Source organism: Micromonospora sp. MH33, from assembly GCF_003013775.1.
GTDB lineage: Bacteria > Actinomycetota > Actinomycetes > Mycobacteriales > Micromonosporaceae > Micromonospora > Micromonospora fulviviridis.
On record NZ_MUYZ01000031.1, the window covers coordinates 1 to 12,585 of the forward strand.

General features: G+C 68.1%; 10 protein-coding genes, 1 tRNA gene and 1 pseudogene. 3 read left to right on the forward strand and 9 right to left on the reverse strand.

Annotation, left to right across the window (positions count from 1 at the left end; translation table 11 throughout):
- From B0E53_RS39160 to B0E53_RS07990, 5 genes and pseudogenes are all read right to left on the reverse strand, one after another.
- Positions 1-506, reverse strand: a pseudogene (locus tag B0E53_RS39160) (FAD binding domain-containing protein); the annotation flags it as partial.
- A gap of 25 nt (positions 507-531) precedes the next feature.
- Positions 532-1,581: a methyltransferase gene (locus B0E53_RS07975; protein WP_146167617.1), complete on the reverse strand. Its 1,050-nt coding sequence runs from the start codon at positions 1,579-1,581 to the stop codon at positions 532-534.
- Between the two features lie 139 nt (positions 1,582-1,720).
- The gene (locus B0E53_RS07980) at positions 1,721-2,740 is read right to left on the reverse strand and encodes an ABC transporter permease subunit (RefSeq protein WP_107075419.1); all 1,020 of its coding nucleotides are present in this window, start codon (positions 2,738-2,740) and stop codon (positions 1,721-1,723) included.
- Positions 2,737-3,654 (reverse strand): ABC transporter ATP-binding protein, encoded by a 918-nt coding sequence (locus B0E53_RS07985; RefSeq protein WP_107075420.1) that lies wholly within the window; start codon positions 3,652-3,654, stop codon positions 2,737-2,739. The genes B0E53_RS07980 and B0E53_RS07985 overlap by 4 nt, the downstream gene beginning before the upstream one ends.
- A 172-nt stretch (positions 3,655-3,826) precedes the next feature.
- A complete protein-coding gene (locus B0E53_RS07990) occupies positions 3,827-4,831 on the reverse strand; it encodes an ABC transporter permease subunit (RefSeq protein WP_107075421.1) in 1,005 nt (334 codons plus the stop codon).
- A gap of 164 nt (positions 4,832-4,995) precedes the next feature.
- Here B0E53_RS07990 and B0E53_RS07995 point away from each other — a divergent pair, with 164 nt between their 5' ends.
- Entirely contained in the window at positions 4,996-5,556 is a 561-nt protein-coding gene (locus tag B0E53_RS07995) for a metal transporter (protein WP_107075422.1), read from the forward strand.
- 361 nt (positions 5,557-5,917) lie between these two features.
- Positions 5,918-6,460 (forward strand): dihydrofolate reductase family protein, encoded by a 543-nt coding sequence (locus B0E53_RS08000; protein WP_246835293.1) that lies wholly within the window; start codon positions 5,918-5,920, stop codon positions 6,458-6,460.
- 523 nt (positions 6,461-6,983) lie between these two features.
- On the opposite strand, the gene B0E53_RS37430 is transcribed toward B0E53_RS08000, so the two are convergent.
- A complete protein-coding gene (locus B0E53_RS37430; protein WP_168215270.1) occupies positions 6,984-7,166 on the reverse strand; it encodes a hypothetical protein in 183 nt (60 codons plus the stop codon).
- 207 nt (positions 7,167-7,373) lie between these two features.
- Here B0E53_RS37430 and B0E53_RS08010 point away from each other — a divergent pair, with 207 nt between their 5' ends.
- Positions 7,374-7,994 carry a hypothetical protein gene (locus tag B0E53_RS08010; RefSeq protein WP_107075425.1) on the forward strand — a complete coding sequence of 207 codons (621 nt, stop codon included), beginning with the start codon at positions 7,374-7,376 and terminating at the stop codon, positions 7,992-7,994.
- A gap of 302 nt (positions 7,995-8,296) precedes the next feature.
- On the opposite strand, the gene B0E53_RS08015 is transcribed toward B0E53_RS08010, so the two are convergent.
- The 3 genes from B0E53_RS08015 to B0E53_RS08030 form a co-directional block, all read right to left on the reverse strand.
- The gene (locus B0E53_RS08015; RefSeq protein WP_210405987.1) at positions 8,297-10,804 is read right to left on the reverse strand and encodes a S8 family peptidase; all 2,508 of its coding nucleotides are present in this window, start codon (positions 10,802-10,804) and stop codon (positions 8,297-8,299) included.
- Positions 10,805-10,817: 13 nt separating this feature from the next.
- On the reverse strand, positions 10,818-11,786 hold the full coding sequence (locus tag B0E53_RS08020; protein ID WP_107075448.1) for an AAA family ATPase: 969 nt from the start codon (positions 11,784-11,786) through the stop codon (positions 10,818-10,820).
- 694 nt (positions 11,787-12,480) lie between these two features.
- Positions 12,481-12,553 (reverse strand) — tRNA-Arg (locus B0E53_RS08030).
- Between the last annotated feature and the right edge of the window lie 32 nt (positions 12,554-12,585).

The window sequence follows — 12,585 nt, forward strand, 5'->3', positions numbered from 1 at the left end:
GGTCAGCACCTCGCCCGCCCGCAGCACGGTGCCGCCCGTCGCGGTGTGGAAGTCCCCGGCCGCGACCTCGCGCTCCACGCCCCCGATGCCGGCGAGGACCAGGGTGGCGTCCAGGGCGAGCGCGGCGGCGGGCAGTTCGGCGGCGGGATGGCCGAGCGCCAGGCTGCCGCCGACGGTGCCGCGGTTGCGCACCTGCGGGTGACCGATCCGGCCGACCGCCGCGGCGAGCAGCGGCAACCGGGCCGCGACCACCGGGGACCGTTCGACGGCCCGCTGCCGGGTGAGCGCGCCGACGGTCACGCGTCCGGCTCGTCGCGGATCCCGGCCAGGCCGACCACCTCGTTGAGGTCGACCAGCACCAGGGGCCGGGCCAGCCGCAGCGCCATGAGCGGCACCAGGCTCTGCCCGCCGGCGATCAGCGCAGCGTCCGGGCCGTACCGGGCGAGGAGGTCGTGCGCCTCGGCGAGGCTGGTCGGGGCGTGGTGGTCGAAGGGCGCGGCCTTCACGCGCCACCTCCCTCGGCTCGGCCGGTCAGTCCTCGGCGCGGCGGGTTTCCAGGATGCTGTGCGTGGAGGCGGTGGGCAGGATCCGGACCAGCTCCAGGCCGGCCCGGTCGAACACGTCGCGGAACTCCTGCTCGGTCCGCTCGTAGCCGCCCGGGGTGTTGAGCCGCACCCACATGCCGGCCATCAGGTACTTCAGCGGGCGGCGCGGCGGCGCGGGAACCAGGTGCGCGGCGACCAGGATCCGGCCCGACGGCGGCAGCACCTCGCGGACCTTGCGCAGGATCTCCACCGACTCGTCGTCGCTCCAGTCGTGCAGCACCTGCTTGAGCACGTACGCGTCGGCGCCCGGCGGCACCCGGTCGAAGAAGCTGCCGCCGACGCAGGTGTAGCGGTCGGCGACGGCGCTGCCGGCGACCCGCGCCCGGGCCCGCTCCACCACCGGCGGCAGGTCGAACAGGACGCCCTCGATCCCCGGGTGCTTGACCAGGATCTTCTCCAGGAAGGTGCCCTCACCGCCGCCCAGGTCGACGATGGTCTTGACGCCCTCGAAGTCGTACGCGTCGACGATCGCGTCGTCCTTCGGCCCGGAGAAGATGGTCTGGGCACGGCTGAACACCGCGTACTGGTCGCGGTTGGCCGTCATGTAGTCCCAGATGTCCCGGCCGAAGACGTGCTCGAAGGCGGGCTGGCCGGTCCGGATGGTGTGCAGCACCTCGGCCGGCTCCCATACCTTCCAGGCCCACTCGGCCCCGAGCATCTCGGCGATGCCGTGCAGCGAGTTCGGCGCGTCGCTGATCAGGCAGCGGGACTCCTCGGTGTGCGCGAACACTCCCGGCTCGATCTCCTGGAAGATCGACTCGCTGGTCAGCGCCCGCATGAAGAGCAGCAGCACGTCCCGGTCGCCGCCCACCTCGGCGGCCAGCTCGTCGATCGACTTCGGACCGTTCCGGAGCCGGTCGGGCAGGTCGAGGCCGGCCGTGGCGACCTGGATGCAGACCGAGGTCAGCCGGCCGAGCAACTTCTCCAGCACGGTCACCGACACGGGAGGCGCGAACTGCTGCGGTGGGTTTTCCATGGCTCGGCCTCCCGTTGCCCGTCGGCTGCGTCGCACTCAAGCTATCCAGGCGGGACGTACCGGATCTTCTTCTCGGTTGCTGGAAAAGCGTCCGGCCGACGGTCACCGGGACCGTCGGCCGGACGACACGCGCCAGGGCTCAGCTCGGGCGGCGCTGGAGCCGCCAGAACCCGAAGCCGGCCAGCAGCCCGGCCAGCACCAGGTAGAACGCCGACTCCAGCCACTGGAACGACCAGTACCGGCTGGTCGGCTGGTACGCGATCTCCACGTGCACGTCGTGCTTCGCCAGGCACACCGCGGTGTCCCCGTACGGGCCCTCGGCCGTGCCGGTCTCGGGTGCGTTGGTGAAGCACTCGTTGAAGATCCCCTCGTCCAGCGGCTCGCCCGTCTTCGTGAGCAGCTCGCTGACGTCGGTGACCCAGGCGTCCGGCACGGTCAGGCCCTTGACCACCGGGGCGCCGGTGATGCTGCCCAGGCTGCGGGCCTGGTTGATGGCCTGCACGGTCATCGGCATGGTGAGGTGCTCCGCCGGCAGGAAGTGCGGCCGGATCACGTTGGGCACCAGGAACTGGAAGACCACGAAGGCCAGGATGGTCAGCGCCATCGCCGGCACGGTCCGACGCACCAGCAGCCCGATGAGCGTCCCGAGCACGAAGGCGAACGCCGCGTACGCGATCGGCGCGATGTTCCGGGCGCCGAACAGGATCGTGCTGAACCGGTTGTCGGCCACCTGGTCGACCGGGCTGGCCGCCCAGGTCAGCAGCAGGCTGGCCGCGCCCGCCACCACCATGCTGGCCAGCCCCACCAGGGCCAGCTTGACCGCCAGCCAGTGCCGGCGGGTCACGCTCTGGCTCCACACCAGCCGCTGGGTGCCGGCCTCCAGCTCCCGGGCCACCAGGGGCGCGCCCCAGAACATGCCGACCAGGCCCGGGATGAGTCCGAGCAGCGCGGCCAGGTAGAGCAGGGTGTTCTCGTAGTCGGCGCTGAACTGGCTCAGCTGCGGGCCGCAGTCGGCCAGGCTGGCGCACTGCGCCCGGTAGTTGTCGTAGGACTCCCGGATGTCGAACCCGAGATAGAGGAAGTACGCGGCGATCAGGGCCAGGCCGATGACGCCGACCAGGGCCTGCCCGCGGAACTGCCGCCAGGTCGTCCAGATCACCGTACGGCCTCCCCCGCCATGGCGTCCGTCAGGCCGGCGGAGACGCCCGCCGCCCGGGTCATGTAGCTGAGGACCATCTCCTCCAGCGACACCGGCTCGACGCTCCACGGCGTACGCGGCAGCGCGCCGGCCACCCGTACCACCGCGCGGCTGTACTGGTCGGTGTGCTGCATGCGGATCACCTCGACCTCAGCCGGCAGCCGGTCCAGCTCGCCGCGCGGGGCGACCAGCCGGTAGTGCTGGGCCAGCAGGTCCTTCACCTCGCCGGCGACCTGCACCCGGGAGGCGCAGAGCACGATGAGGTAGTCGCAGACCCGCTCCACGTCGCTGAGCAGGTGCGAGGAGAGGATCGCGCTGGCGCCCAGCTCGGCGACGAACTCCATCAGGTTCTGCATGAACCCGTCCCGGGCCAGCGGGTCGAGCGCGGCGGCCGGCTCGTCGAAGATCAGCAGCTCCGGGCGCTTCGCGGCGGCGATGGTCAGCGCCAGCTGGGCGCGCTGGCCGCCGGAGAGCCGGCCCGCCTTCTGCTTGAGGTTGAGCCCGACCTGCGCGATCCGCCGGTCGGCCAGGGACTGGTCCCAGGACGGGTTCAGCTTGGCGCCCATCCGCAGGTGGTCAGCCACGGTGAACGTGCCGTAGACCGGGGTGTCCTGCGCGACGAACCCGACCTTGGCCAGGTGCGCCGCGTTCGCCGCCGGGGGCGAACCGAGCACCCGCAGGGTCCCCGCCGTCGGCGTGATCAGGCCGCAGGCGAGGTTCAGCAGCGTGGACTTGCCGGCGCCGTTCGGCCCGACCAGGCCGACCACCCGTCCGCGGGGGACGTTGAGGTTGCAGTCGGCCAGCGCCAGCCGCTTGCCGTATTGCTTCGTCAGACCCTCGGCCTGGAGTGCGGGATAGGAATTCTCCTGTGGCATAGCGTCAATCCTGCGGATCGCGGTCTGCCGCAGCATCGGTCCAAAGTAGGGTCGGCGCTCTTGGCTACCGTACTTTTGACTGGTTTCCCTCCGCCCGCCCCCGACGGCGGAAAAGCACGCGCGGCGGCGCCGGGGAAACGGGTTCCCCGGCGCCGCCGTCGGATGCGTGCGGTCAGCTGACGTGCCGCTGGATCCGCCACAGCCCGAAGCCGGCCAGCAGCCCCGCGAGCGCGAGGTAGACCGCCGACTCGATCCACTGGAACGACCAGTAGCGGCTGTTGGGCTGGTAGTCGACCTTGACGTGCAGGTTCAGGTCGCCGAGGCAGCCCGCGGTGTCGCCGGCGCCGCCCCCGGCGCTCTGCGGCGGCTTGGTCAGACAGGTGTCGATGGTCCGGGCATCCACCGGCTGCCCGCTGGCGGTGAGCAGCTTGCTGGTGCCGGTGACCCAGGCGTTCGGGATGCTCAGGCCCTTCACCGTGGCGTCGGTGCCCACCCCGCGCAGCTCGCGGAGCGCGTCGGCGGTCATCGCCTTCGTCACGGTGACCGGCGCCATCAGGTGCGGCCGGACCATGTTCGGCATCAGGAACTGGAACAGCGTGAACGCCAGGATGGTCAACGCCATCGCCGGCACCGTCTTGCGCAGCAGCAACCCGATGACCGTGCCCAGCACGAAGGCCAGCGCCGCGTACGCGATCGGCGTCAGGTTGCGGGCGCCGAACGCCAGCGCCGCGAACCGCTCCCCGGACACCTTGTCGTAGGGGCTCGCCGCCCAGGTGAGCAGCAGGCTGGCCAGGGCCGCGACCGCCATGCTGGCCAAGCCGACGAAGAGCAGCTTGACCGCCAGCCAGCGGCGCCGGGTGACGCTCTGGTTCCAGACCAGCCGCTGGGTGCCCGACTCCAGCTCCCGGGCGATCAGCGGCGCACCCCAGAACACGCCCAGCACCGCCGGGATGATCGCCAGCAGCAGGGCGAGGAAGAGCAGCCGGGTGCGGTAGTCGTCCTGGAACTGGCTCATCGCGTCCAGGCACCGGTCGGCTACCGCGCAGCGGGACTGGTAGCGGTCGTACGCCTGCCGGATGTCCAGACCGGTGAACAGGAGGTAGGCCGCCAGCGGCGCCAGCGCGACGACACCGACGAGGGCCTGGGTGCGGAACTGCCGCCAACTCATCCAGATCATCGCGGCACCTCGACCCGCGGCAACGGACACGACTCATCAATAGGCATGACCACATCCTGGAGAGGCGGCCGCCGGCCAACATCGGCCCAAAGCACGGTTCAACGCGCCCCGGACCGTACTTTTGACCGGTTCGGTCGACCCGGCGAGTACCTAGCGTGGGTCGCATGGACACTTCGGACGGGTCGGCCCGCGGGGCCGGAATCGCCTTCGACATCGCCTTCGCCCTGGCGGCCCTGCTGGGCATGGCCTTCACCGCCTACATGATCAGCGACAGCTGGGGCGGCGGCTACGCGGTCTTCGACACCGCCGTGGCCGCGGTGGTGTCGCTGCTCGCGCTGGGTCGCCGGATCAACCGGACCTGGACGGCCGTCGCCGGCCTGGTCGTGGTCGCCGTGGCGATCGTCGTCTCGCAGGTCGCCGACCTGCCGCAGGAGCCCAGCCCCATCGCCTCGCTGGCGCTGGCCGTGCTGGTCGCCTCGGCGCTGCGGCACCTGCCCACCCAGTGGGGCTGGGGCATCGCAGCCGGCGGCCTCGCCGTCATCCTCGCCTGCTGGATCACCGGCGGCTTCCGGGCCGTCGCGGTGATGGGCACCCTGGCCTGGCTCGGCGCCGTCGCGGTCGGCGCGTCGATGCGCGGCGTCGACGCGGGCAAGCGCGCCGCCGCCGAGCGCCGCCGGGCGGCCGAGGAGGCCAACCGGCAGTGGGACCCCACCCGGACCTTCTGACCCTGCGAACCCGAGGGCCGGTCTCCCGAGCGGGAGGCCGGCCCTCGGCCTGCCTGGTTCGGCCGCCCTGGTCAGAGACTGGCAGCTTGGGAAATCGAGCGATGCCATCATGAAGGCATCTTCGCCGCGTGTAAGTGCCTCGACCAATTGCCCGCGGGTGACAGTGGTTTACCCGCTCTAATGGCGGCGAATGGCACGAACCAAGGTGTACGGGACGAGCGGCTTGGCAGTCTTGAGCGAGGGTCAGGAGCCGGTCGGTATGAACAGGTCGCGCACCGATCAGTTTCCTCCGCTCGACTGGTCTAGTCTTCCGAGACCGACTGACGGAAGGCATGGCGTTATGCGGAAACTGATCTACGGCATGAACCTGACCCTGGACGGCTACATTTCCGCGCCCGGCGACGACCTCGGCTGGAGCGTGCCGAGCGATGAGCTGTTCCAGTGGTGGCTCGATCAGGAGCGGGAGATCAGCCTGTTTCTGTATGGACGCCAACTGTGGGAGACCATGAGCGCCTACTGGCCGACCGGCGACCAGCAGCCAGGCGCCACCCCGGCGCAGATCGAGTTCGCGCGGAACTGGCGGGACACGCCGAAGGTGGTGTTCTCCTCAACGCTCGACAAGGTCGACTGGAACACGCGCCTGGTCACCGGCGACGCGATCGCCGAGATCACCCGGCTCAAGGCCGAGGACGGCGGGGTGATGAGGGTCGGTGGCGCAACGCTCGGCGGGGCGGTCATGCGGGCCGGGCTGATCGACGAGTACGAGATCGTCACTCATCCGGTCCTCGTGGGCGGCGGCAAACCGTTCTTCAGTGCGCTGGACGGCTGGGTGAACCTGAACCTGGTGGAGAGGCGGACGTTTCCCGGCGGCGTGATCCTGACCAGGTACGAGACGAAGCGCTGAGCGCGATTCCTTCACGAGAAGCTTGCCTGAGGGAGCGGCAGCATGCCCCGGAGCAAGGCCGAGCTGTTCGCTTCGATGAGGTGTGACTCGCCATTCCTCCCCCTCACCCGATAGATGCCGAGACCAGCCGAGACGGCGGCGGGGTCCAGGGACACGAAGTCGAGCTACGTGGAGGCGACCCGGCGGGTGCAGCAGGACGCGGTGGACCGCCTCGGGTTCCTCTTCGACGCGTAGGCGTAGGGGTCAGCCGTGGGGGTCAACACGATCAAGGGCCGGTCTCCCGTGTTGGGAAACCGGCCCTTGACCTGCTGTGCGCCCGAAGGGACTCGAACCCCTAACCTTCTGATCCGTAGTCGGAAGGCGAGGGCACCCCTGGCCTGCGCTTATGGCAGTTTGTCCGCATTCCCTATGTAGCATTGTCGACGGAACGTGACGCTAGACCGCGTCTTTGTCCTTCACGGTGCCCCCCGGGGGGGCACGGTTACTGCGGTCCAGGTCCGTCGCCTGCATCTTGATCTGCGAGCTAGCTATGCGCTGCTCGCCGCGCCTGACTCACCAGGGCCTCAATCACCACGGACGGGTTGACGCCGCGGCGGTCGGCCTCCTCGGCCACCCACATGCCGTCGGCCGGGCCGCGCCGCACCAGGAACACGTTCACCGCCGGGCGGTGCTCGTACTCCACCTCTAGGTGGGGCAAAGCGGTCACCGGCTCATTCGCCAACCGCCACGCATCCTCACGACTCAGCCTCATGATCCCTCCGAGTATGGTCGGGCCGCTCACGTCATTCTTGTTCAGCCACCACCGGAGACCACCAAGACAAGTGGCTGACACCTGTCAACTTGCGCCGCGCCACGGATACGCGACAGATCAGGGGCGTTGCTGAGCGCCCTTCCAGGCGGAAGGATGCGCCGCATGACCAGTTCGCACCTTCCCGCAGACTTCTACGACGACACGGTCATCCCTCGCTCCTGTGGGCAGGCGCTCGGCGACAACTCCGATGAGCTCCCACGGCATCCACGGCCAGCTGGCGTGAACCTGGAGATGTCGGCGTTATACGCGGTTGACTATGGAGTTGAGAGCCCGGAGCCTGGGCCGCTGCGCCCGATGGACATGCGGCCGCTGCTTGATGCTCTCGCAGCCCGCTGGGACGGCTGCGACGTTTGTCTGGCACACCATCTCAACCTGATCGCCGCCGACCCGCCACTCACCACTCACCTCATCGCAGTGGCGCTGTGCTCCCTGAACATTCGAGAGGCGTCCGCCCGGCTACTCCTGCAGGCGCTTGACCCGGATGGCTGCGCGCTCGCATTAACGATCCGCAACACCGGTCCGGAGGTTGCAGCCCAGTTAGCCGAGTCGATGGGCCCAGAGCGGCGCCAGGTTGCAGCATCCATAGCGCTCAACACCATCTTGCCCACTGGCTGGCTTGATTCGCCCGTCTCGAACCTGACGCCTCCGATTACCAGGGGCAGCGATGTTCGTCTGGGCGACGCGGAGATGCTGTCCGACCTGCGTGCGGACGGATACTTGTAAGTTCGTCCGACGGCTTCGCCTTGTCGCCGCTCAAGTTGAAGCTTCCCGCCTGCCGCCTCGGCAGCCGTAGCAATCGTCTACGCGTCCCCGGAATGGACGGTCTGCGAGTCGGCGAATGTGTCGAGGATGGCTTGGCACAGAGGTGCTCCGCTCGGCAACGCGGCAACCGACGAGGGCGGCTGAGTCATACCGCTGCGATCGGTACAGGGCGTCGGGCAGAGCGCCACGCTGGGCGGCAGCAGCACGACTTCGGGTCCCCAGGCGCGTGCTGCTTGAAGGTGATGATGCCCGCTGAGGATTGGCTACGCCTCGCTGATTTCGGTTTCAATTGGGACGGTAAGCTGCACAGCGATTGGTGTATACAAGTCGATGTCCTGCGCGGCTGTACGAAGCGAGACGATGAGGCTGTAGCGCAGGGGGAGGTTTGCTCGGTCGGCACGCTTGTTGTTTTTCCACCAGCCTCCCACTGGATGGACGGCGATGAGGCTGCAGTCGGCGAGCGCCGCGCCATCTCCTTCCCAGATGTCTTGATGGAGTGAGCCAAGATTGCGCTGGTTGCCCCCGACGAGCCAGCGTTCGGATCCGCTGGGTGGACGGGCGCCTGCTTCCTCGTCCTGCGCTTCCCGATTGATGCGCGCAACGAAGGCGTCGGCGGGTTCAAGGGGTGCATTCAGCTCGAACCTTAAGCCGTGTGAGGCGTAGGCGTAGCGCCGACGCCAGCCCCGTCGGGATGCAGTCGGTTCGATAAAGTAGGACAAGGTGACGCGGAGTTGGACGGTTGCCTCGGCGAGTTCGCGAAGCGTCTCAGCCGGCCACGGCAGCCGGTGCAGCCTAAAGCGTCGGGCGGCGTGCTCTCGGCCGTCGAACGGAACGAACTCGTCCTGGGTCACGAGGGTGACAGCGTTGGGATTGGAGGCGAGGACCGAGGTCTCGGTCGGTACGCCCCAACCGTAGCGGCGCAGCATCGTCTGTCGGGCAGCCTTCGTTGTTGCGCCGTGCACGTCGGCTTTCATGGCCGGCGTCCACTCGGCCGCATGGACCAGCAGCCCTCGGATGCTCTCTGGCCAGTAGGACGGATATGCCACCATGGCCTTCGTCGCGAGTCGGGCCGCCTGCGCCGTAGCGGCACTCGTGGCGTTGGCCGAGGCGAGGGCGAGGTCGTCCCGAGCTGAGGTGGTACGGACGCTGACAAGCGGATGCCCGTCGTAGAAGTCGACGCCGTCACTGAGGACGTTGCCGCCTTCCATACAGATGTCCGGCTTGATCGGCCAGGCCCGACTGGCGAAGGACACCGACGTGCGGCTATGCGGGGAGAGCTCGCCTTCGCCGGCCAGCGCTGTCCAGTTGTCGAAGGTCGGGTCCGTCGGAGGCGCGGTCAGGTCGGTGTATGCGCCCACGGTGAGCGCGTTCCAGGCGTGCGCGGGGTCCTCGATCTCCGAGATGTCGCACAGTTCTTGGTGGTCGACCCCTCGCGGCCGTTCACGCACGTTGCCAGCCGAGATCAGGAACAAGCGGGCGGCGTTGAAATCGGGCTGACCGAGGAGCGCGATCCCCGTGTCGGACTGGCCGATGTCGGTGCCGACGCTCAGCGCGTCGATCGCCGCCGACCACAGCGAAGGCTCGCCGGCTCGCGCCTCAGGTGGTGCAGTGATCGGCATACAGAAGACACGCTGCCGGCCCGGCGCTGACGCCTCCGCAGCCGCTGCCGCCTGCGCGGTGATCAATCCATAAGCCGCCGGATCGTTCGTGGCCGGCTCGTCGGGCAACATCTTGACCGACTCAAGCCGATGCGTCAGCGTAACCAGCCCGCTCCCCCACAGCAGATGGTCGAGGGGACCGTAGAGAGCGAGCCCAGCCATCAAGGTGCCATGGTCCCGCCGGTCCTCGCCGCTGTCGCCGACCACCGAATGCACATCGCTGGGGTGGATCGACTCTGACAGCAGCACGTGAGAGCGGCGCACACCGCTGTCGAGGTGACACACGACGGGCACCCCGGCCGGGGCAAATTTGGTGCGTTCAACCAGGTCGGTAGTCAGCTCATCTTGGTCGTCCCGGGAGTAGTCCTCGACCGTGTCGACGAATTCAGGGCGCCGGATTTCAGCCACGGGGACAGCGGTGAACGGCAACGCGTGCAGGTCGTCCCAGCGGGCCTGCAGCCAGACCACTGTGCGGTCAACGAGATCCATGCGCCGCTGAGACATCCGGAAGCGGTTAGCACCTGCGAACGCGCGAAGGAGTTCCACCGCGGTGTCAGTCCGGGTCAGCCAGATCTCCCACCAGGCCAGCCCCGCCGGCGGGTCGTCGGCGGACTGCCATAGGTCACGGAGCACAGCCCGCCGGATCGAGGAGATGTTCGCGACAAGCGCACGCTTCTGCGGCTCCCCGGTGGGCGTGTTCCGTTCAAGAAAATCCTCGAAGATCTTCAGGAAGGCTCCGCGGTACGCATCACTGACCCAGACCACGGCGCTTTCGGGCCGATCGCCGGTGGCCGGGTTGACCGCCAACAGCAGCCACTGCGGACGCTTCATGCGATGGGTCGACATACGCTCGAGCGAGTCCAGCTTCAGTGGGTAAGCCGGATCCGCTGCATCGAGCACCAGGATGATGCCGAGCGCCTTGAGCTCCTCCAGCGTGAGGTCGTCGGCTACCGCAGCGCGTTCAACGTCTGCTTGATGCAGGGAGCGTTCGAGGTCTCCGCGTAACTTGGTCCCATGGGCTCGGCGTTCCACATCACGGATTCGCGGGTTGCCCCCGCCACTGCGGTTGAATCTACGGTCCTCAGCGCGACCGGTGACGGTCAGATGCGCCAACGGCCGGGCCGGGCTACTCACTGCCCGCCGCTCGACGTTCCCGCAATGCCTCGATTAGGTCAGCGACCGTGACCTGCTTTTCGCCGCGCAGGATGGCCTGCTTCGCGGCAGTTTCGGCGGCCTTGACCAACTCGGCATGACTCAGCCCGGACGCCTGGGCTTGGGCTGCCGCCCATCGAATGCCCCGCCCCATCGGCCCAAGCCGGGTCTTCATGACCTCCGATGCCTGCGCGCCGTCCGGCAGCTCGTATCGGATCGCAACGTCGAAGCGACGGAACAGCGCATGGTCAAGGATCGACCGATGGTTCGTGGCAGCCACGACAATGCTTTCGGCGTTGGCCTGCTCAAGGAAGATCAGAAACGAGTTCAGAATTCGGCGGGCTTCTCCGACGTCATTGCCGCTCCGATGGCCGCCAAGGGCGTCAAACTCATCGAACAGGTAGACCGCCCGCTGGGACGCCGCAGCGTCAAATACTGCACGTAGCTTGCTCGCCGTCTCGCCAAGGTACTTGCTGAGCAGGCTATCCAGGCGGATCGTCAACAATGGCAGAGCCAGCTCGTGAGCGATCACCGCTGCGGTCATCGTCTTGCCCGTGCCCGGGGGCCCCTCCAGTAGGAGTCGATGGGCCGGCGCGAACCCGTGCTCCGAGAGAGCCTGCCGTTGCCGTTGTTCATGAAGCACACGAGCGATCGCGTCCTTCAACTGCGGCGGACCGACCAAGTCGCGGAGAGACACGTTCGGGAATGCCGCTGTAACCAGATCGGCTAGGTCCCCGCGCGGGCGGGCAATAGCTGTGACCTTGCTTGCGACTGGCTGGCTCCGAGCACCTTCGATTACCCGCTTGAGCTCGTTGGCCAACGTTCCGTGGCCCTGGCGGGCAGCCTTCGCCGCGACCTGAAGGGCGACAGCGTAGAAGGCGGCATCATCACCGGCGGCGTGATTGCGCACGAGCGCCTTGATGTGCTCACCTGACGCCGTCACGGACCCGCCCCCTTCCACCAACCTCAACTTACCCAAGCGGCTCGATCATCTGTAGCGATAAAGTTGGACCGGTCAAAATTTACCACTACCATCTGACACGTGCCAGCAGGGCGCGCTCGACGCGAAGACAGCCGATTCCGGGATCAAGCCGAGATACTCGCCACCCGGCTGCGAACGCTGCGAACAGAGCGAGGGCTGACCCAGGAGCAGCTCGCAGGACGCGCCCGGGTCGCTGTCTCAACCCTGAGAAAGATCGAGTCGGGGAGGGTGGTCGAGCCCGGCTATTTCACGATGTTGTCCCTGGCCAACGCTCTAGGCATAGAGCTTCGTGGACTTTCCTGGCCGCACGACTCGCCCGGAATCGGTCAACTCCGCGAGTAGGGGCCCTGCCGTGCCCGCATAGAAGAGGGGGCGGAGTGAGGACGAGCATGAGTGCCCGACCGCGACGCACCGGGTCAGCCCTTCGCCCACACCTCTGGTTCGTTGCGCGGGGCGGTTCGCGTGCCGTAGCAATTGGGCCTCGGACCTGGACGAGGGATTGCGGCCAACCATCACACCAGAGGACGCCCCTGATTACACTCCGCAACGATTAGGCAGGATCCGGCGACTCGCGTGCCCCCTGAGGGGCACCAAAACGCCCCCCAGGTCGATCGTTCTCGATCGCCGGAGGGGCGTTTCCGCAGGTCAAACCCTGTGCGCCCGAAGGGACTCGAACCCCTAACCTTCTGATCCGTAGTCAGATGCTCTATCCATTGAGCTACGGGCGCCTGCTGCTCGGCCAGTCTACACACCGGCTTTT

What these genes read in the sequence shown, in the direction of transcription:
- B0E53_RS07990 (WP_107075421.1), bottom strand. Translation starts at nt 4,831, where the DNA reads ATGATCTGGATGAGTTGGCGGCAGTTCCGCACCCAGGCCCTCGTCGGT.
- B0E53_RS07975 (WP_146167617.1), bottom strand. Translation starts at nt 1,581, where the DNA reads ATGGAAAACCCACCGCAGCAGTTCGCGCCTCCCGTGTCGGTGACCGTG.
- B0E53_RS08000 (WP_246835293.1), top strand. Translation starts at nt 5,918, where the DNA reads ATGAACCTGACCCTGGACGGCTACATTTCCGCGCCCGGCGACGACCTC.
- B0E53_RS07985 (WP_107075420.1), bottom strand. Translation starts at nt 3,654, where the DNA reads ATGCCACAGGAGAATTCCTATCCCGCACTCCAGGCCGAGGGTCTGACG.
- B0E53_RS07995 (WP_107075422.1), top strand. Translation starts at nt 4,996, where the DNA reads ATGGACACTTCGGACGGGTCGGCCCGCGGGGCCGGAATCGCCTTCGAC.
- B0E53_RS08010 (WP_107075425.1), top strand. Translation starts at nt 7,374, where the DNA reads ATGACCAGTTCGCACCTTCCCGCAGACTTCTACGACGACACGGTCATC.